The sequence below is a fragment of the Bacillus sp. GB_SG_008 genome, assembly GCF_052038115.1.
GTDB lineage: Bacteria > Bacillota > Bacilli > Bacillales > Bacillaceae_G > Bacillus_A > Bacillus_A rhizoplanae.
The window spans coordinates 75166-92753 of the sequence record NZ_JBPZSK010000011.1 but is presented as its reverse complement, the minus strand read 5'-3'; the positions used below and the strand labels follow the sequence as shown (position 1 = coordinate 92753).

Here is a 17588-nt window from a genome sequence, read left to right as displayed (position 1 = left end):
TGAATACGGGATTTTAATTTTCTGTGTGATTTTTAATGTGGTAAGAATACCAACTGATAAGCGAACAAAATACCAAATACGTATACAAGCGGATGAACTGCACGGAATTGCCCTTTTGCCACTTTCATAAGCGGGTATGAAATGAAGCCGAGCGCAATACCTGTTGCAATGCTTGATGTAAGCGGCATGGTTAAAATGACTAAAAATGCTGGGAAAGCTTCATCAAATGTATCCCAATCAATATGACGAACTGCGCCCATCATTAAACTACCAACAATAATTAGTGATGGAGATGTAATAGCGGCAACACCGGATACTGCGCTGACAAGCGGGCCGAAGAATGCAGCTACTGCAAATAATATCGCAACAGTTAGTGTCGTTAAACCTGTACGACCACCAGCCGCAACACCAGCAGAAGATTCAATATAAGCAGTTGTTGGTGTTGTACCGAACATTGAGCCAATCGTTGCTGAGATAGAATCTGAAAGAAGGGCACGACCGGAGTTTGGAAGTTTACCATCTTTCATAAACCCGCCTTGCTGTGCAACCCCAAGTAATGTACCTGTTGTATCGAATAATGTTACAAGGAGGAGCGAGAAGACAACGCCGTATAATCCGTAGTTAATAACATCAGAAAATGCTGTAATTGGATTGGAAACAATCACGCCTTCAGGTAAACCAGGCAGAGATGTAATTCCGTTTGAGAACGTTAATTGTCCAGTAAAGTAAGCGATAACTCCTGTTAATAACATACCGATAAATAATGCACCATTCACGTTTAAAGACATAAGTACTAACGTAATACCAAGTCCAGCTAATGCAAGTAAAACGGGAGGAGAGTGAAGATCCCCAAGCCCAACTAAATTTGTGGGATGTTTCGTAACAATGCCTGTCAGGCGTAAGCCGATAAATGCGATAAATAAACCGATACCAGCTGTAATGGCATGTCTTAAGTTTTCAGGAATAGCTTCCAGTAATTTTGTACGGAAAGAAGTTAATGATAGCAAAATTAAAATCATACCTGCCACGAAGACAGCAGAGAAAGCAATTGCAAATGTCATACCTTCATGAGTTTTTACAACAGAGTAAGCAAAGTAAGCATTTAATCCCATCCCTGGTGCAATTGCAATTGGTAAATTTGCAAAGAGCGCCATACATAATGTTCCAACGACAGCGGCAATGATTGTTGCTGTAAATGCTTGTTCAAATGGAACGCCTGCATCACCAAGGATGACTGGGTTTACGACAATAATATATGCCATTGTTAAGAAGGTAATAATACCAGCCATAATTTCAGTTTTAATAGAAGTTTGATGTTTTGAAAGGTTAAACATAAAAACATCCTTTCTTTTTACGAATAATTGTCACAACAGTTATATATAATATTCGTTAATTTGTTTTTTGGCAAGAGTTTTACATAAAAACTTTATATTTCTCTGTATTTTATGACGGAATTTCGAATATTAAATGCCTTTTCTGCTTATATATTTCGTTTATATAAGAATAAGTATATTTTTTGATTTCGCATATCATAAGAAAGATATATGATAAGGAGGTTTTTTCTGTATGACGCAACAAGAACAACCAAAGAAAACATTGCCACCACAACATCAAGAGAAACAACCGGGAATTGAGAAAATCATGAATCCACGCCCAAAATGTATAGATGAGAAGTATAAAGGAAGCGGGAAGCTGCAAGGGAAACATGCACTTATTACAGGAGGGGATAGCGGAATTGGGAGAGCAGTAGCTATTGCTTTTGCAAAAGAGGGCGCGAATATAGCAATTGCTTATTTAGATGAACATGAAGATGCAGAAGAAACGAAGCGTTGGGTAGAAGGGCAAGGTGCACAATGTTTTTTATTTCCGGGAGATGTAAGTGATGAACAGCATTGTCAGCAAGTTGTAGCGGAGGCTGCAAAGCAATTGGGAGGTTTAAATATTGTTGTAAATAATGTTGCTCAGCAATATCCGCAGCAAGGTTTAGAGCAAATTACAGCAGAGCAACTTGAAAAGACGTTTCGGGTTAATATCTTCTCGTATTTTTATATTACAAAAGCTGCGCTAGCTCATTTAAAACAAGGCGATACAATTGTGAATACTGCTTCCATTACGGCGTATGAAGGAAATGAGCAGTTAATCGATTATTCAGCAACAAAAGGAGCGATTGTTGCCTTTACACGTTCATTAGCAAAATCGCTAGCTCCAAAAGGCATTCGTGTTAACGGAGTTGCACCAGGTCCAATTTGGACACCGCTAATTCCATCAAGTTTTGATAAGAAAAAAGTATCGGAATTTGGCAGTAATGTACCAATGAAACGACCGGGACAACCATCTGAGCTAGCACCGGCATATGTGTATTTAGCTTCTGATGACTCTACTTATGTTTCTGGACAAATGCTTCATGTAAATGGCGGCGTTATTGTGAATGGTTAGGTGGTATTGGACTAGCTAGTGAACCGACTATTTGCATGTCGGATGTGTCGAAGGGTCTTTATCCCGCATTAACGGGCAGTAAAGAATGGAGAAGAGCTGGGAAGAAAATTGCCCGTAAAAGCCCGATTGGTTCAACTAACCATCAGTGAGAAAAGCGTCACTGATGGAAGTTTCACTTTATATTCTGTCGAAGCGCCGATATATCGCGAATAACGCTGATATTTTTGCGGATACGTAAAAAAGAGACTGACTTTTAAAGGCACATACGTGCCTTAAGGTCAGCTCTCATTAATAAGAATTGGATTTATAGTAAAAGCTAAATGAACCATAGTATTTCATGGTGAGATTTTGAGGAGAATGTGGAGGTGACATTGATGAAAAAAGCATGTTCACTTGCATTGTTATTTCTTTTCTTTTTTTTATATGTACCAATTATTTCTGCTGAGGAGACAGATCATTTATTACTTATAAATCTAACGACAAATCAATTATCTTTTTTCGAAGATGGAAATTATGTTCGAACTTTTCCTGTAACAACAGGAAGGACAAATACTCCTACGCCAGAAGGAACATTTTGCATTATTAATAAATATAAAAATAAAGCATATCACAGAAAAAATATTCCGGGCGGTTCACCTAATAATCCACTCGGCACCAGGTGGATGGGCTTAAATAAAAATGAATATGGGATTCATGGAACAAATCGTGAATGGTCGATTGGCAGTCGTCAGTCAAATGGATGTATTCGCATGCATGATCGAGATATTCAATGGTTGTATGATCGAGTTCCATTACAAACGAAGGTAATTATTGCTCATTTTCATACATCTCCTGAATATGCGGCGCATCAATTTGGATACCGGGTTGTTAGCTGGAACGGACGTGTGTTAGAGGAAGAACAGATTGGGAAGATTACAACGGTAGATCAGACGAAAATATATTGGCAAGAACCGAACGGACAATTTACAGAAATGAAAACAGTACTACCGAATGAAGTATATCCTGTGTATTCACAAGGAAAAAAAGGGTTTTATTATATAGGAAATAATTTATATATTATGGATGAAAAAGAAACAATGGTAAGGTATGAACAAATTCCTAACTCCGTACTGAGTAATATATACAAACGAAAATATGAAGTGAAGTAAAGGATACCGATGGGATAGGGTATCCTTTTTTTATCCCGCTATTCGCGGGTAGTAAGACCCCGATTGGCTCAACTAACCATCAGTGGGGGATGAAAAAAAACCACTGATGGAAGTTTCACTTTATCGCATCAAAATCCCTCTCTGAATATAATATTGTAAAGCTGAGGAGGGCATATGCTATGCAAAATGGAGACAGTACATTTGCATTTAAACTTTTTTTAATTACACTTTGTTTATTTGTTATATATTTGTTTGTTTCATTTATTTTTTCTATGTATATCCCGTATGTAGACTTATTATTATTAGTGGGATTTGTATGGGCATTTGTAGAAGCGAGAGAGAGTGAAGATAGTATATATCGCTGGATTACATTATGTGGTACGGTTTTTATTGTTATTGTATATATTACAATGATGCATGCTGTCTGGAAAAAGGGGTTATTTTAAGATAAAAGCGTACGATTAATCGTACGCTTTTATCTGACTACTACCAGGGAGACATTTGCTCATAAGAGCCCGATTGGTTCAACTAACCATCAGTGGGAAAAAACCACTGATGGAAGTTTCACTTTATATCTTCAAGTGTTGGGAGTGAAGATATTGCTCCGTAATTTGTGCAAGTAAGTGCACCAACTTTGTTTGCAAATGATATATATTGTTGTAATGTTGTAAAATCCATATGAACGCGTTCTTCTTTTGCAAACTGATACAGCATTGCACCGACGAAAGCATCACCGGCACCAGTTGTATCGATTTGCTGTACGGTAATGGATGGAATAATAGTTTGATTCTCATTTGTTGTAAGAAGTGTACCTCGTTCTCCAAGTGTAATGGCAATAGTTTTTGCTCCGTATGATAATAATGCTTCAGCAGCTTTATACATATTTGTTTCACCAGTAAGGAGGCTTGCTTCTTCAGCACTTACTTTTATGAAATGAGCGTTAACGATGAAAGTGATACAGTCTTTACGAAATTTCTGCAAGTCTGTAATTAATGAAGCTCGGTAATTTGGATCAAAGGAAATAAATAATTGTTTTGCTTTTGCATATTGCAAAAGCTTTATGTACGTGTCTTTCAATTGGCCTGGCAGCAATGCTGTAGCTGAACCGAAGTGAATGATATCGTTTCGTTTTATTTTTGATAAATCAATTTGTTCAAACTTATATTCACTATCTGCTCCGCGCATAAATGTAAAATCACGCTCGCCATGTGAGTCAAGAGAAACGAAGGCAAGAGTAGTTTGTTTTTCTTTTATAAGCATAGATGTATCAACGTCTGCATCTTGTAAAGTTTTTTCTAGAAATTCTCCAAATGGATCATTTCCGACTTGTCCCATAAAAGCAGCTTTTCCGCCTAATTTTGTAATTGCTGCAGCAACATTTGCAGGAGCTCCGCCCGCTTTCTTTTCGAATCTTATTCCATTCATTAACGATACGTTTGGATCACGACAAACAAAATCAATTAATAATTCCCCAATACAGAAAACTTGTTTCATCTCATTCGCTCCTAACTGATTTTATTCATATATAGTATGAAAGGAAAAAGAGAAAAAAGAAAGCCCATCTCATACAGTGCGAGATGGGCAGTTGTTTAATATCTTGGTTGAAAGGTATGGCAACATGTTTCTACACTTGTTGTTGCCGAGCTTTCTATCGTTTGTCCAGATAATATTGTATCTGTAAATGACTCGTCCTCTGATTGAATAGATTCTTGAGAGTCAGGTTGAACGAGGATGGCATTTGCTTGACAAAAGTTACCTTGTCCCCAAAATGAGCAGTTGGAGACAGAACATCGTACCTCTGGCATAGGATCCCCTCCTTATACAAGTAGTGTGAGATTTTTGTACTCACTTCATGTATAAAGGAAGTTTCCTTTTCTTGTTACTTATTGTTTGCTGTAAACCACTCTTCGAATTTGTCTTTCGGTTGTTCTCCCTCAATGCGGCTTACTTCTTTTCCTTCTTTAAAGCGAATGATCGTTGGCGTACCTGTAATTTTAAATTCGTCCCATCCAGTTGGATACTTTTCTAAGTCAATGACTTTCATATCAATGTTCATATCTTTTGCCATTGGAACGATAATTGGTGATACTTTTTGGCAGTGTACACAGTTTGTCTGATAGAAGTAAATCGTTTGATCTTTCTTTTCTTTTACATTTTTTTGGAGATCTTCTAAAGAAATTTTATTTGTGTAGTAATCTGTTTTGTTTTCTTGTTTTTGTTCAACTTTTGTTACTGCAAAAATAGCGATTAATAAAACGACGACAATGCCGCCAAAAAGAAACATTTTCTTCATTATTTCATCTCCTTATTTGTTTTTAGTAAAAGAAAACTGCAGATGGCAATAATTATAAAAGCAGTTAGTGCTAGAAATGGGATTGTGATAAAGCCAAACCAATTAATATACTCTCCTGTACAAGGAACTCGCCCACACACTGCTCCAGCTTCTGAAAAAGCAGGTATCTTTTGAAGGGCATAATGATATAGCGATATACAGGCACCAATGCTTGCGATTGGTAAGGAATATGTGGCAATGCGATAATCTTTGCGTGCAATTGCAATGCCAAGTAGTAACACAAATGGATACATAAAAATACGTTGGTACCAACATAATGTACATGGTTCAAATTTCATAATTTCGGAAAAATATAAACTTCCGAGTGTAGCGATAAACGAAGTTCCCCAAGCCGTAAATAACAAAGTTTCTTGTTTTTTCTCGCGATCCATTCTCCATACCTCTCTTATAATAGTTACATACAAAATTATAGTACGAGGAGGAGTGGAAAAGAAAGAGAAAATATTAAACATAATAAAAGTTTTTTGCGCTGAAAACTTGGGAATAAAAAAAACAAGGTGATGTACACCTTGTTTTTACTTGATTGTAACGAGCAAAATTAATGATTAACAGCCTTCGTTGAATCGATAAAAAATTTTTGAATTGCTTCTTTATTTTTTTGTGGATGAAGTTGTAATACTGCCCCGGCATGCTCGTATGTTTTTGGCTCATATCCATTTGCCACTGGAATTCGCATCGTTTCCATCTTTTCAATAGGATGGAATAAAACGTTGCTACCGAGTGAAAATAATGTTTGAGTATCCATACTAGTATGAATATAAGGGAGAAGGTCTTGTATTACTGTGGGTAATTGGAATATACCGTCTACGGATTGAATTTTTTCGGTAAAGGTTTTTTGCAGAGCTTGTAGTACTTCTTGTTGGCGTTGTACACGTCCAAAGTCACTTTCAGCATCATGACGGAAACGTGCATATTTTAGTAATTCTTTTCCATGTAATTGTTGGGATCCGGGTTGTAAATGTAATCCCATATCATCGATAATTGTTTGCGTTACATTTACAGTAATTCCTTCTGGAGCGACGGTATCTACAATTTTTTCGAATGCCGCAAAGTCGATTGTAACGTAATGAGATACATCAATTCCGAAGTTATGTTGAATGGTTTTTCGTAATAATTCAGGACCGCCATAATAGTAGGCGGCATTAATTTTATTATATTTTTTATCATAGGTAGGAATTTCTACGTAGCTATCACGCATAATAGAAGCGAGTTTTGCAGTTTTTTCTTTTTTATTGTATTGTGCAATCATGATTGTATCAGCCCTAGCTTGTTTTTCTCCGCGAGAATCATTTCCGATAAGTAGTACGTTAAATATTCCTTGAGCGTCTTTAGCTCCTTGAAATGGTTGGAAGTGTTCAGCATTATTTTGTTTGGATGATTTTTGGCAACTAATCATAAATAATGTAATAAGTAAAAATAAGTAAATGTGTTTTTTCACATAATCACGTCCGTCTACTTAATATTCATAATAAGTATTATGAACAGAGCTTTGGAAAAATATACAAAAACGCTATCCCAGTGTATAGGGATAGCGTTTTATGGTAGTAAAAGCCTAATTGGTTTAATGGTTGTCATTAGAAAGTTACTTACTAATGGAAGTTTCACTTTATTTACATATGAACTTGCTCCGCTTGTTCTGTATATGTTTTTTGCGTTGCATGATCAATATATTGAAACAAAAGTTGGAGTTTTTGATCAACTTCTGATAAATCTTTACCGTATTGATAAGCATGTAGAAAGTGTTCAATTCGTTTCGAAAACAACTCATCTTCTGTTTGTACCATAAGTACAAGCAGCTTTTCCCAATTACAGCAATATGTGTAATAGAGAGCTTTATCGTAGTCGGTGTATGTTTGCATTGTGTGCCTCCTTAATGAGGAGTTATATATAGTGTGCGACGGAAAAGAAGAAATACACTTGAAAGAATTTGTTAACAGAATGTTATGGGAAAGAAAAGGAAATATGTTTATAATTAATAGAAAGAAAATTAAGAAAACGAAGAGGTGGGGAGGGTGAGTCAATGAGTCCAAGGTTACTAAAATCGGTTGATGAACGAGCAATTCAAGTATGGAGATTAACGGCATTTTCAATCAATATTATTGTTTGGATTGCTTATGGCGGAGTGATATATTGGCTTGATGCATTTCGAGGTATGACAAACTTGCAACTCTTATTTCTTTGTTTTTTTTGTGGACATGCTATCTTTACAATTGGTATATATCCAAAGCTTAGATGGAAGAGATGGCGTTATATGATACGTGGACAAGAGATTGACTTACAGCGAGGTGTATTTATTACAGAGAAAACATTAATTCCAATGATTCGTGTGCAACATGTAGATGTAAGGCAAGGCCCATTTTTACGTTATTATCAATTAGCATCAGTGGATATTACGACAGCAGCGACAATTCATACAATTCCGGCGATTGCATATGAAGATGCAGAATATTTACGGGAGCAACTTTCTACTTTAACACAGGTGGCGGTTGCCGATGTATAGAAGAAATAGAATCCATTCGTTGTCAATCCTATTGTCAGTTGTGAAACATGCATCGACATTATTTCCTCTTTACCTTATTTTCTTATTTAAGTTTCGCGATAGCTTACCGTTTTCAATTCTGATGAATACGATTATTTTTAGCCTTGTACCTTTGTTTATTCTCACCTTTATTGCTTGGATGCGTTGGTATCGATTTACATATACAATTACTGAAGAACAAGTGATCCTTGAGCAAGGATGGTTAAACAAAAAACGAAAGTACATTCCGAAAGAACGAATTCAGGCAATTCATGAATCACAAAATATAATTCATCGTTTGTTTGGATTAACGGAACTGCAAATTGATACGGCGGGAAGTAGGGAAGGGGCAGAAATAGTATTACAAATAATTACAAAAGAAGAAGCGAGTCATATTCAAGGGCAGCTTTCTGAAAGGAGGAGAATGATACAAGAGGATATTGCCGTGCTACCGATATTCACATTATCGAATAAAAAGACGTTTCTATATGCGGCTACATCAGGCAGTATTGGATTTGTATTTTCGGTGTTACTTGGTATTTATACAGAGATAGATGAGTACGTTTCGATTCATTTTAAGCTAGAAAATTTTCAATCACAAACACCTTCTTTTTACGGAGAAGTTGCAATTGCTGTTCTTACAGCGGGATGGTTACTCGGTACGTTGCTTGTATATCAGAAGTATCATGGATTTACAGTTGTGAAACAAAAGGATGAACTTGTTATTACGAGGGGATTATTTGAGAAGAAAAAACTTATTGTTCCGCTTGATCGTATTCAAGCAATTAAAGTAGAGGAAAATATAATTCGGCAATGGCTTGGTTATGCTACAATTCGTTTTGTGAGTGCGAGTTCGAGTTCAAAAGAAGAAGAATACGCAGGTTTTCGCCTTGTCTGTTTTCCGCTCGTAAAGCGAAGCCATATTCCATATTTATTGCAGCGTTATTTTCCTGATTATCGAGCTCCGTCTTCGTTTCAACATTTACCAAAACGATCATTTGAGCGCTATATGATAAGAGTTATTGTGCCTGTTCTTTTATTCATAGCGATTACATTATCTCAAACTTCAATGGTAAAATATGTAGCACCTATTTTTCTCATCGTTGGCGCAGTTCTAGGTTATCGGAGATACTATGATGCGCGTTGGTGTATTACGGGAGAGCAGCTTACTGTCATATATCGCCGAATTGGACGAATAACGGTGTATACAAAAAAAAGTCATATACAGGCGTTAACGGTTTCTAAAACAGTACTTCAAGAATCAGCATCGTTATGTAATGTGAAAATATGTGTGAAATCGGGTGCGAGAAACATAACATTTCGTATAAAGGATGCAGACGATACAGTTGGAACTTCGCTTCGGAGGTGGTACTCTTACGAAAAAGAGAGTGATTTCGCATAAAGTGAAACTTCCATCTTCATCCCCCACTGATGGTTAGTTGAACTAATCGGGCTTCTACGGGCAGTTATCCCCCGCCTATCTTCCTCGTTTCTCTCTGCATCTTGAGGTGGGGGTCTTACTGCCCGTTAATGCGGGATAAAAAAACGAGGGATTATCTCCCTCGCTTTTTTATTTCGTTCAAATTTAATACATTATAAAGTAAATCATAAAAGCCTGATTGGCGGATAGCGCCTTTATGATTTTGGCATTGGAGTAGGTGTTGGTTTCGCATATCCTTCTTTATACTTATTATCGATGTAGTTTCGAATTTCAAGTGGTGATTTCCCTTTGTCTTGTAACCTTGCCGCGTCTAATGCAATCTGTAGACAATTTACACAAGTTGTTGCATGAGAATCCCAAACAACTTGACCATTTTTTTTGATTTCACGAATGAAACAGTCTTTATTGCTTTTATGCCCGACGCTTTCACCGCATCCGCAGTAGCATGGAATCCATTGAAGTAATTCAGCGTGTTTTGCTGCCACAGCGTAAACTTGTTTTATTTGCGCATCATGTTCAGATAAGAAAGAAGGGAGCGTATCGATTCCTTTTGTTGTTTCGGCGATATCCCTTTGTTCTTGGTGATGTTCATGTGGTGAAGTGGAGGAACTTGTTTCTTTTGCTGGTTGTTTATGTTCATGTGATGAAGTGGAAGAACTTGTTTCTTTTGCTGACTGTTTATCTTCAGTATTCGTGCAGCCTATCATTGTGAAGGCAAGTATTCCTGTCATGCTGCATAATAAAAGCGGCTTTTTCATCAACATATCTCCTTTATTTTAATTTTACTAAAATTGTAACAGACTCCCCAGTTGTTTCCTATGAAGAAGTTTTATTTTTCAAACGATAACAAAAATAGTGCCAAATAAAAAGGACAGGTATATAAACATATATTAAATACAATCCAATTTTAGACGTATAAGTATTTAATGTGTTGATGGATTCACGGTTCATAAAAAATAAGGAGCTAATATAAATGATTCCAATAAATATTGGAAAAGCAACCTTAAATGGTAACTGAAAAGAACGGTGTGCAGCTTGGCAAGAAGCCCATGTTGTTAAGCAAAGATTCGGTAAAATGATGAGAAACCAAAGGAAGATAATCACGTATTCAAATCGCTGAATAAAAGGGATTTTAATGATTTTGAACATCGTTAATGTCCCCCATACTGTATGCTGCAGCAGACCTTCACTGAAATAAACAAATGATTGCAAGGCTACAAGCACATATAGAAAAGTTGTAAAAAAAATGCTAAAATGTGCCCACCGCTTTACGCCTTTTCCCTTTTCAATAAATGGATAAAACATGAGTAATGTTTCAAATCCTAGAAATTCTAACGAAACCTGCTTTGCTGAAAGCATAATATCGGAAAAAGAGTGAGTGAAAACAGGTAAAATATTGCGGAAATGAGCGTATTTAAGTGGGAAAACGAAAAAAGCAAGTATTACAAGAGGCAGGATAACGCCCAAAAAGCATATCCCTGTTATAGAGCGAAATCCTCCACTTAAAATGTAGTACACGACGAATAAAATAATAAGCCCGACTTGCCATAATTTTATAGTAGGAAATACCCATACTTGAACGACTTCAATATATGTTCGGAAGATAGTAAGACAAGATAGTCCGTAATATAGCATAAAAAATATTGTAAAGACTTTACCTAGCCATTTTCCGAAGCATGTAGTATGAATGTTAATTAAATCATTATCTTTTTCAAGCATTTTAAGCATACAAAATAAAACGAAATGTGTAATGACTCCCATGATGATAATAGAAATCCAAGCATCATAGCCAGCATGTTTAATAATAAAGCGCTGAAAGCCTAAAATTCCTACTCCTATTTGAAGAGAGTGAATTAAAAAGAACGTAAAATAAGGAGAAACTGTAAATTCTTTGCTATGTAGATTCATTTTTTTCTCCTCCTCATTCTCCGATTCCAGATTGTACAATGTTGACTTTTGCTTTTACAGAAACATCTATAGATGGATACATGTTTGAAAGTTGTTTCATATTCCACTTTCTAGAGTGACTTCTAATTTGATCACGAACTCCAAGTGGATCTATATTTTTATTTTGAAATTGACTGATGAGTGCCGTTAAATGCTTCTCAATATTTTCTTGTAATTGTGCTTCAATATAAGAAATATTTTTAGGATTTTCTAAATTAATCCAGCTAGGGGAATCTTTAATTAAACCATTTAGTTTCACTTTAATTTCTACTTTAGGTGAAGAATTGTTATCTGTAATATGATAGGTGCTATTTCCCGATAAGCTGTGAATGACAGCAACACCTTTGTTTTTTCCTCTGTGTATATTCACCTCGTATCGTCCATTTTTAATTGGATTCATAATTAATTTGATTAAAAATGAGTCTTCATTATTCGCATACATCATAATTTTATCTTTTTTTAAAAATGCAAGGCCTTGAAGAGAAGCAGAATCTTCACCATCTATTCGGATATAGGGAAGAAAAGGGTCACATCCAAATGAGAAATAATTATATAGAAAAACGTGTAAATTTGTTGTCGGTATACTTTCGTTTGCAACATTTTGATCAATTAGTTCTGCTAAATATAGAGATCCGCTTTTTACTGTATGTTTTAGTAATTGTTCTGCTGTGCCATCTACCATTGCAATTTGTACATCTCGTCCAATATTCGGATCGCGTTGCAAATTTCCAATTATATTTGAAATTCCCTGTTTACTTAAACTTGATCCAAATACAATCATTCGTGTTTGACCTACTACTATCTTGTGAGGAGATTTGGCAGCTAAATTAGCTGCTACTACTTCTCCTGAGCGTCCGACTGATGATAATGTTTTTGGGGTTTTATTTTTCCCAAGATTGTAAACAGGGTATATAATAGTTCCTTTAATTTTTTTATCTGCAGTGAGATCAAATCCAACAGTATGAACAAGTCGCATTTCATCTACAATTTGTGATTGTGCACAACTAGAAAGAAAAAATAGTAAGCATATAAGGAATGGAAAGAAAAAGTATCTCATGTTTTGTCACCATTCTGTTTTGTTTTCGCTTTCTTCGGACTAAAGCGCCAGTTTGAAATTGGTCGGAGGTAAGAAGGGCGCTTTGCTGACATACTGAACGGATAGCGGACAAATGCTTCCGATGAACCGATACCTCTAAATGGATAAATTGGTAATAAGTAAGGTGAACCAAGTGATTTTAAACGAATTAAGTGCGCCAAAATAAGAGTAAAGCCAATTATTAAACCGAGACCACCCATCATACCAGCTAATATAATAAGTGGAAATCGTAGGATACGAATCGTGTTAGACATTTTAATTGTTGGTGTTGTAAAAGCAGCGAGTGCTGATAGAGAAACGGCAATGAGTAAAATTGTACTTGTCAAAGCAGCCTGCACTGTTGCTTGCCCGATGACAATACCACCGACAATACCAAGCGTTTGTCCAACCTTTGTCGGTAAGCGTGCTCCCGCTTCTCGTAATAATTCAATCGTAATTTCTAAAAAAAGAACTTCTAATATAGGCGGAAAAGGGACATTTGCTCTAGAGAAAATAATAGGGCCTACTAGATCTGTTGGAATCATTTGGTAATGATATGTTAAAACAGCTGTATAAATCGCTGAAGAAAAAATAGAGAATAGAGCTCCGAAAAATCGAATAAAACGAAAAAATGATCCAATAATCCACGGTAAATAATAATCTTCTGGTGAAACAAAGAAGTCAAATAAATTTGTTGGGCCAGCCAAAATATAAGGAGAACCATTTGTTACAATGATTACTTGCCCAGCTATTAATGCGTACATAGCGCGATCTAAGCGCTCTGTGGATAACAGAAGCGGAAAGAGTGAATTACTATTATCACTAATGAGTTGTTCAACCAATGTTGCGTCAAATGGAACATCAAAATCAATATCTTGTAACCGTTGCATTACAGTGTTGACATGTTGTTTATTTGTAATCCCGTCGAGGTAACCAACAGCAAGCTGTGTTTTTGATATAGACCCAACTGTAACTTCTTTAAAGATAAGATTTTCTGTTACAACTCCTTTTCTCAATAAATGAAGATTGACATCGAGACTTTCAACAAATCCAACTTTCGGTCCAATAACACTATATTCATTTTCAGTATCATTATATATACGGCTGCCTGGAACTGTACTTTCGGCACGAATTAGAGCATAATTATCCTTTTGTGAGGAATTTTGAAGCTGTATTAATATAAATCCACCTAATAATTTTTCACGAATCTCCTCTATAGAAGGAGATAAGATAATTTCTTCAATTGGGATAATGTTAGGTAAATCTTCTATTTTTTCAATGTTTGCTAGCCGTCTTTTTATAGGAGAAAGAATATAATGTTTTAGTACAACTTCTTCTGATACGGATTTGATATAAAATATACATAAATTACCATCATCTGTTATGTTGAAATGCAGAAAATCCATAGATTGTTTCATCTTTTCGAGAAATTCTGGTATGGAACAATTATTTTTTTCGTTCACTTGTTGTTTCGCTTCTTTTTGTCCGAACTGTAAACGAAACATATGGTTCACCTCTTTTCGGTGTTTGAAGTGCTTTTGTTATTTTGGGGGAAAAATGAAAAATTATACGAGAAGATATATGAAAAGTAGGTTGGAATATTCGAGGTGTTTCTATATTAATAGTAGAGGGAATTGTATTGCTGGAAGTCTTGCTTTGGGGGGGGGGCGAAGATATGCACCTGGCATGTGAGAACAATGACTATTAAATCGTTGTTTTATGTAAATAAGGAAGAAGCAAATTTGCTTCTTCCTTATTTATGTTTATTTTGCTTATTCCGCTTTCAAGGATGCTTTTAATTTTTTCATTTCTGTTTTAATATCTTCTTTTTTTACATTTAATTTTTCAGCAATTTGTTTTACATTCATACCGTCTTTTTTCATTTTTAATACATCATTTAATGGTGTGCCGCTTTTTTGTGAAATAATGTTCAGTACAGCAAGGTGGAATAAAGATACTTCATAGTCGCGCATTGTTTGTTTCACTTGATCTGGAGTAGATTTTTGCATCTCTGCTACTTTTTGTAACAGTTTTTCTTCCATTTCTTTACTCATATGATGTTTATGAAATTTATGAAGTTTCTTTGGATCAACGCCAAAGTGCTGCGCAGTTTCTTTCCATGTATGCTTTTGCTTATAGTACTCTAAGACAGCATTAATATCTTTGCCACTTAACTTTGCAATGCGTGCCGCTTTCCAAATCTCATGTTTTTTATATCCTTTTTCAGTTAATGATTTGTATTGTTCTTCAGAAATGAGCTTGTGGTGTTTCGCTACTTGTTTCGTTTCTTGTTTTGTTTCTGGTTGCGAGCTATCGGTAGAAGCGTATGCCGTTAGTGATGTTGCTCCGCATAATAATGATAACGCTAACATTCCTGTTACTAGCTTTTTCTTCATGTTTCATCACTCCTATAAGTAGTAAACTGCTTACGTTATATAGCTTATCCAAAAAGTATGACAAAACTATGAACAAATTATGTTTTTATATGTAAGAAAGAAAAGAGAAATAGAAAGTTGTTTCCATATGATAAGAGTTTTAAAATGGAGAAAAAGAGTTCAATGAATGGAGAAGATGCTGCGATGCATGTATTAATTGTAGAGGATAATGAGAGCGTGTGTTCAATGCTTGAAATGTTTTTTATGAAAGAAGAATTTCAAGCAACATTTGTCGCAGATGGTTTAGAAGCATATTCATTGTTTCAAAAGAAAGATTGGGATTTGCTTATTGTAGATTGGATGATTCCGGGCATGGATGGTATAAAACTGTGTCAAAAAATAAGAGAAAGCAGTGATGTTCCTATCATCATGTTAACGGCAAAAGATAGCGAAGCCGATCAAGTACTAGGATTAGAAATTGGGGCAGACGATTATGTTACGAAGCCGTTTAGCCCGCTTACGTTAATCGCAAGGATGAAGGCGGTTGTACGCCGTTTATCAAAAAAACAGATGAAAAATGAAATAAATCATTTTCATATTAATGAAGAAACAAGAGAAGTATTTTTAGACGGTGAGAAAGTGGGAAATTTAACGCCAAAAGAATTTGAATTGCTCGTTTTTTTCACGAAGCACCCGCGCCAAGTATTTCGTCGTGAACAGCTCTTAGAACGCATTTGGGGATATCAATTTTACGGAGACGAACGAACGGTGGATGTACATATTAAGCGGCTTCGTAAAAAAATTAGCACTGACTCGCATATGTGGATTCATACGGTTTGGGGCGTTGGTTATAAATTTGATGAAGTGGTAGCTGGCTGTGAAAAGGGTTAAGTATTTTTATAAGCTATTATTTAGTTACATTTTTATTTTACTTGTTGCATTTATTCTATTAAGTGCCATGTTTTTAAGTTTAGCTGAAAATCTTGCTTACGAGACAAAGGTAGACGAGCTTACTTCTTACGGAACTAAAATTATTGATGAGCTTGAGAAAAAGGAAATGAATGTTCATGTTGTGAAATTGAAACATTTTTCTAGTCTATTACATGCACGTGACACGAAGTTTTTCATCTTTAATGAAAAGGGAGAAATTACGCAATCACCAGTTCATGTAAAGAAAAATCCATTGTTAAGCGAGGCAGAATGGAAGAAAATTCAACATGGCGAAACATTGCAAATAAAACGAGACGTGAAAAGGTTTGAACAACCTGTATCAATTGTTGCGATTCCGTATATGAGAAATGGTGAACTGCAAGGCGGGGTAATGTTAACAGCTCCCATTCACAGCACACTTCAAATTGTGACAGAATTAAATCGATATTTGTTAATCGCAGCAGGTGTTACATTTCTAATTGTACTAGTGGTCAGTATCTTTTTCTCGCGCTCTTTAGTAAAACGGGTGCAGCGTCTTCGCCAGGCGACCGCAATGATTTCAAAAGGTCAGTATGATGTGCATATTCCTATTGGACAATACGATGAAATCGGTTTGCTTGGAAATGATTTTAATAATATGGCGCAGCAGCTTCATAAAGCACAGAAGGAAATCAATCGTTTAGAAAAGCGAAAGCGTCAATTTATTGCTGATGTTTCACATGAATTAAAAACACCACTTACGACAATCAATGGTTTAGTAGAAGGAATGAAAAATGACCTCATTCCGGAGGAGAAAAAGCAGCGCTGCTTTGAGATGATGGAACAAGAAACGAAGCGACTCATTCGCCTTGTCAATGAAACATTAGACTACGAAAAGATCCTTTCTAATGAAATCATACTTCAAAAAGAAGAGATTGAAGTAAAAGAAGTTTTTGAAGTAATCAGTGAACAATTAGAACTGCAAGCAGAGGAAAAAGAAAATACAATTGGAATTGATGTCCCCGCTAGCTTATTTGTTTATGCTGACTATGACCGGCTGCTGCAAATTTTGCTGAACATCACAAAAAATAGCCTGCAATTTACCGAAAATGGAACAATTATGTTGCGAGGAAAAGAAGAAGGGCAAATGACAATTATTGAAATTGAAGATACTGGTATTGGAATGGGACGAGAAGAGGTATCGGCAATGTGGTCGCGTTTTTATAAAGCTGATACATCTAGAACAAATAGTTATGGTGAATTTGGATTAGGCTTATCGATTGTAAAAGAACTTGTGAAAATGCATAATGGAACGATTGAAGTAAAGAGTGAACAAGGTAAAGGAACAACGTTTATCATACGTTTTCCTAGGTCATGAAAATCGTC

At 35.8% G+C, this 17588-nt stretch carries 19 protein-coding genes; 7 read left to right on the top strand and 12 right to left on the bottom strand.

Annotated elements, in window-relative coordinates; all coding sequences use genetic code 11:
• Positions 1 to 32 precede the first annotated feature (32 nt).
• Positions 33 to 1334: an NCS2 family permease gene (locus tag ACTDJC_RS20600; protein WP_440604561.1), complete on the bottom strand. Its 1302-nt coding sequence runs from the start codon at positions 1332 to 1334 to the stop codon at positions 33 to 35.
• A 232-nt stretch (positions 1335 to 1566) separates the two neighbouring features.
• On the opposite strand from ACTDJC_RS20600, the gene ACTDJC_RS20595 reads away from it, so the two are divergent.
• The 3 genes from ACTDJC_RS20595 to ACTDJC_RS20585 all read left to right on the top strand — a co-directional run bounded on the left by ACTDJC_RS20595 (position 1567) and on the right by ACTDJC_RS20585 (position 4030).
• A complete protein-coding gene (locus tag ACTDJC_RS20595) occupies positions 1567 to 2436 on the top strand; it encodes an SDR family oxidoreductase (protein ID WP_440604560.1) in 870 nt (289 codons plus the stop codon).
• Positions 2437 to 2810: 374 nt separating this feature from the next.
• Positions 2811 to 3584: a L,D-transpeptidase gene (locus tag ACTDJC_RS20590; protein ID WP_098308117.1), complete on the top strand. Its 774-nt coding sequence runs from the start codon at positions 2811 to 2813 to the stop codon at positions 3582 to 3584.
• A 179-nt stretch (positions 3585 to 3763) separates the two neighbouring features.
• Entirely contained in the window at positions 3764 to 4030 is a 267-nt protein-coding gene (locus ACTDJC_RS20585; protein WP_098308119.1) for a hypothetical protein, read from the top strand.
• Positions 4031 to 4148: 118 nt separating this feature from the next.
• Here the strand turns inward: ACTDJC_RS20585 and ACTDJC_RS20580 are convergent, their stop codons facing one another.
• From ACTDJC_RS20580 to ACTDJC_RS20555, 6 genes are all read right to left on the bottom strand, one after another.
• Entirely contained in the window at positions 4149 to 5078 is a 930-nt protein-coding gene (locus tag ACTDJC_RS20580) for a carbohydrate kinase family protein (RefSeq protein WP_440604559.1), read from the bottom strand.
• A 95-nt stretch (positions 5079 to 5173) separates the two neighbouring features.
• Positions 5174 to 5389 carry a DUF1540 domain-containing protein gene (locus tag ACTDJC_RS20575; RefSeq protein ID WP_098308123.1) on the bottom strand — a complete coding sequence of 72 codons (216 nt, stop codon included), beginning with the start codon at positions 5387 to 5389 and terminating at the stop codon, positions 5174 to 5176.
• A 74-nt stretch (positions 5390 to 5463) separates the two neighbouring features.
• Entirely contained in the window at positions 5464 to 5877 is a 414-nt protein-coding gene (locus ACTDJC_RS20570) for a thioredoxin family protein (protein WP_253628655.1), read from the bottom strand.
• The gene (locus ACTDJC_RS20565) at positions 5877 to 6308 is read right to left on the bottom strand and encodes a disulfide formation protein C (protein ID WP_253628656.1); all 432 of its coding nucleotides are present in this window, start codon (positions 6306 to 6308) and stop codon (positions 5877 to 5879) included. Before ACTDJC_RS20565 ends, ACTDJC_RS20570 begins: the two co-directional genes overlap by 1 nt.
• A gap of 167 nt (positions 6309 to 6475) precedes the next feature.
• The gene (locus ACTDJC_RS20560; protein ID WP_440604558.1) at positions 6476 to 7375 is read right to left on the bottom strand and encodes an LCP family protein; all 900 of its coding nucleotides are present in this window, start codon (positions 7373 to 7375) and stop codon (positions 6476 to 6478) included.
• A 172-nt stretch (positions 7376 to 7547) separates the two neighbouring features.
• The gene (locus tag ACTDJC_RS20555) at positions 7548 to 7796 is read right to left on the bottom strand and encodes a YhdB family protein (protein ID WP_098308131.1); all 249 of its coding nucleotides are present in this window, start codon (positions 7794 to 7796) and stop codon (positions 7548 to 7550) included.
• Positions 7797 to 7957: 161 nt separating this feature from the next.
• Here ACTDJC_RS20555 and ACTDJC_RS20550 point away from each other — a divergent pair, with 161 nt between their 5' ends.
• Both ACTDJC_RS20550 and ACTDJC_RS20545 read left to right on the top strand, forming a co-directional pair.
• On the top strand, positions 7958 to 8437 hold the full coding sequence (locus ACTDJC_RS20550) for a PH domain-containing protein (RefSeq protein ID WP_098308133.1): 480 nt from the start codon (positions 7958 to 7960) through the stop codon (positions 8435 to 8437).
• Complete coding sequence (locus ACTDJC_RS20545) at positions 8430 to 9857, top strand: PH domain-containing protein (RefSeq protein WP_440604557.1); 1428 nt, start codon at positions 8430 to 8432, stop codon at positions 9855 to 9857. Before ACTDJC_RS20550 ends, ACTDJC_RS20545 begins: the two co-directional genes overlap by 8 nt.
• Before the next feature lie 233 nt (positions 9858 to 10090).
• On the opposite strand, the gene ACTDJC_RS20540 is transcribed toward ACTDJC_RS20545, so the two are convergent.
• From ACTDJC_RS20540 to ACTDJC_RS20520, 5 genes are all read right to left on the bottom strand, one after another.
• Entirely contained in the window at positions 10091 to 10654 is a 564-nt protein-coding gene (locus tag ACTDJC_RS20540; RefSeq protein WP_440604556.1) for a PCYCGC motif-containing (lipo)protein, read from the bottom strand.
• Between the two features lie 58 nt (positions 10655 to 10712).
• Positions 10713 to 11804 carry a GerAB/ArcD/ProY family transporter gene (locus ACTDJC_RS20535; RefSeq protein WP_440604555.1) on the bottom strand — a complete coding sequence of 364 codons (1092 nt, stop codon included), beginning with the start codon at positions 11802 to 11804 and terminating at the stop codon, positions 10713 to 10715.
• Between the two features lie 13 nt (positions 11805 to 11817).
• Positions 11818 to 12900 (bottom strand): Ger(x)C family spore germination protein, encoded by a 1083-nt coding sequence (locus tag ACTDJC_RS20530; protein ID WP_440604554.1) that lies wholly within the window; start codon positions 12898 to 12900, stop codon positions 11818 to 11820.
• Positions 12897 to 14423, bottom strand: coding sequence for a spore germination protein (locus tag ACTDJC_RS20525; protein WP_440604553.1), 1527 nt, complete (start codon positions 14421 to 14423; stop codon positions 12897 to 12899). Before ACTDJC_RS20525 ends, ACTDJC_RS20530 begins: the two co-directional genes overlap by 4 nt.
• A gap of 267 nt (positions 14424 to 14690) precedes the next feature.
• Complete coding sequence (locus tag ACTDJC_RS20520; protein ID WP_098308143.1) at positions 14691 to 15314, bottom strand: hypothetical protein; 624 nt, start codon at positions 15312 to 15314, stop codon at positions 14691 to 14693.
• A 183-nt stretch (positions 15315 to 15497) separates the two neighbouring features.
• Here ACTDJC_RS20520 and ACTDJC_RS20515 point away from each other — a divergent pair, with 183 nt between their 5' ends.
• Positions 15498 to 16184, top strand: coding sequence for a winged helix-turn-helix domain-containing protein (locus ACTDJC_RS20515; RefSeq protein WP_440604576.1), 687 nt, complete (start codon positions 15498 to 15500; stop codon positions 16182 to 16184).
• Positions 16171 to 17580: a sensor histidine kinase gene (locus ACTDJC_RS20510; protein ID WP_440604552.1), complete on the top strand. Its 1410-nt coding sequence runs from the start codon at positions 16171 to 16173 to the stop codon at positions 17578 to 17580. Before ACTDJC_RS20515 ends, ACTDJC_RS20510 begins: the two co-directional genes overlap by 14 nt.
• The last annotated feature ends 8 nt before the right edge of the window (positions 17581 to 17588 follow it).

What these genes read in the sequence shown, in the direction of transcription:
- ACTDJC_RS20570 (WP_253628655.1), bottom strand. Translation starts at nt 5,877, where the DNA reads ATGAAGAAAATGTTTCTTTTTGGCGGCATTGTCGTCGTTTTATTAATC.
- ACTDJC_RS20580 (WP_440604559.1), bottom strand. Translation starts at nt 5,078, where the DNA reads ATGAAACAAGTTTTCTGTATTGGGGAATTATTAATTGATTTTGTTTGT.
- ACTDJC_RS20590 (WP_098308117.1), top strand. Translation starts at nt 2,811, where the DNA reads ATGAAAAAAGCATGTTCACTTGCATTGTTATTTCTTTTCTTTTTTTTA.
- ACTDJC_RS20595 (WP_440604560.1), top strand. Translation starts at nt 1,567, where the DNA reads ATGACGCAACAAGAACAACCAAAGAAAACATTGCCACCACAACATCAA.
- ACTDJC_RS20515 (WP_440604576.1), top strand. Translation starts at nt 15,498, where the DNA reads ATGCATGTATTAATTGTAGAGGATAATGAGAGCGTGTGTTCAATGCTT.
- ACTDJC_RS20600 (WP_440604561.1), bottom strand. Translation starts at nt 1,334, where the DNA reads ATGTTTAACCTTTCAAAACATCAAACTTCTATTAAAACTGAAATTATG.
- ACTDJC_RS20550 (WP_098308133.1), top strand. Translation starts at nt 7,958, where the DNA reads ATGAGTCCAAGGTTACTAAAATCGGTTGATGAACGAGCAATTCAAGTA.
- ACTDJC_RS20520 (WP_098308143.1), bottom strand. Translation starts at nt 15,314, where the DNA reads ATGAAGAAAAAGCTAGTAACAGGAATGTTAGCGTTATCATTATTATGC.
- ACTDJC_RS20565 (WP_253628656.1), bottom strand. Translation starts at nt 6,308, where the DNA reads ATGGATCGCGAGAAAAAACAAGAAACTTTGTTATTTACGGCTTGGGGA.
- ACTDJC_RS20535 (WP_440604555.1), bottom strand. Translation starts at nt 11,804, where the DNA reads ATGAATCTACATAGCAAAGAATTTACAGTTTCTCCTTATTTTACGTTC.
- ACTDJC_RS20585 (WP_098308119.1), top strand. Translation starts at nt 3,764, where the DNA reads ATGCAAAATGGAGACAGTACATTTGCATTTAAACTTTTTTTAATTACA.
- ACTDJC_RS20525 (WP_440604553.1), bottom strand. Translation starts at nt 14,423, where the DNA reads ATGTTTCGTTTACAGTTCGGACAAAAAGAAGCGAAACAACAAGTGAAC.
- ACTDJC_RS20530 (WP_440604554.1), bottom strand. Translation starts at nt 12,900, where the DNA reads ATGAGATACTTTTTCTTTCCATTCCTTATATGCTTACTATTTTTTCTT.
- ACTDJC_RS20545 (WP_440604557.1), top strand. Translation starts at nt 8,430, where the DNA reads ATGTATAGAAGAAATAGAATCCATTCGTTGTCAATCCTATTGTCAGTT.
- ACTDJC_RS20555 (WP_098308131.1), bottom strand. Translation starts at nt 7,796, where the DNA reads ATGCAAACATACACCGACTACGATAAAGCTCTCTATTACACATATTGC.
- ACTDJC_RS20540 (WP_440604556.1), bottom strand. Translation starts at nt 10,654, where the DNA reads ATGAAAAAGCCGCTTTTATTATGCAGCATGACAGGAATACTTGCCTTC.
- ACTDJC_RS20575 (WP_098308123.1), bottom strand. Translation starts at nt 5,389, where the DNA reads ATGCCAGAGGTACGATGTTCTGTCTCCAACTGCTCATTTTGGGGACAA.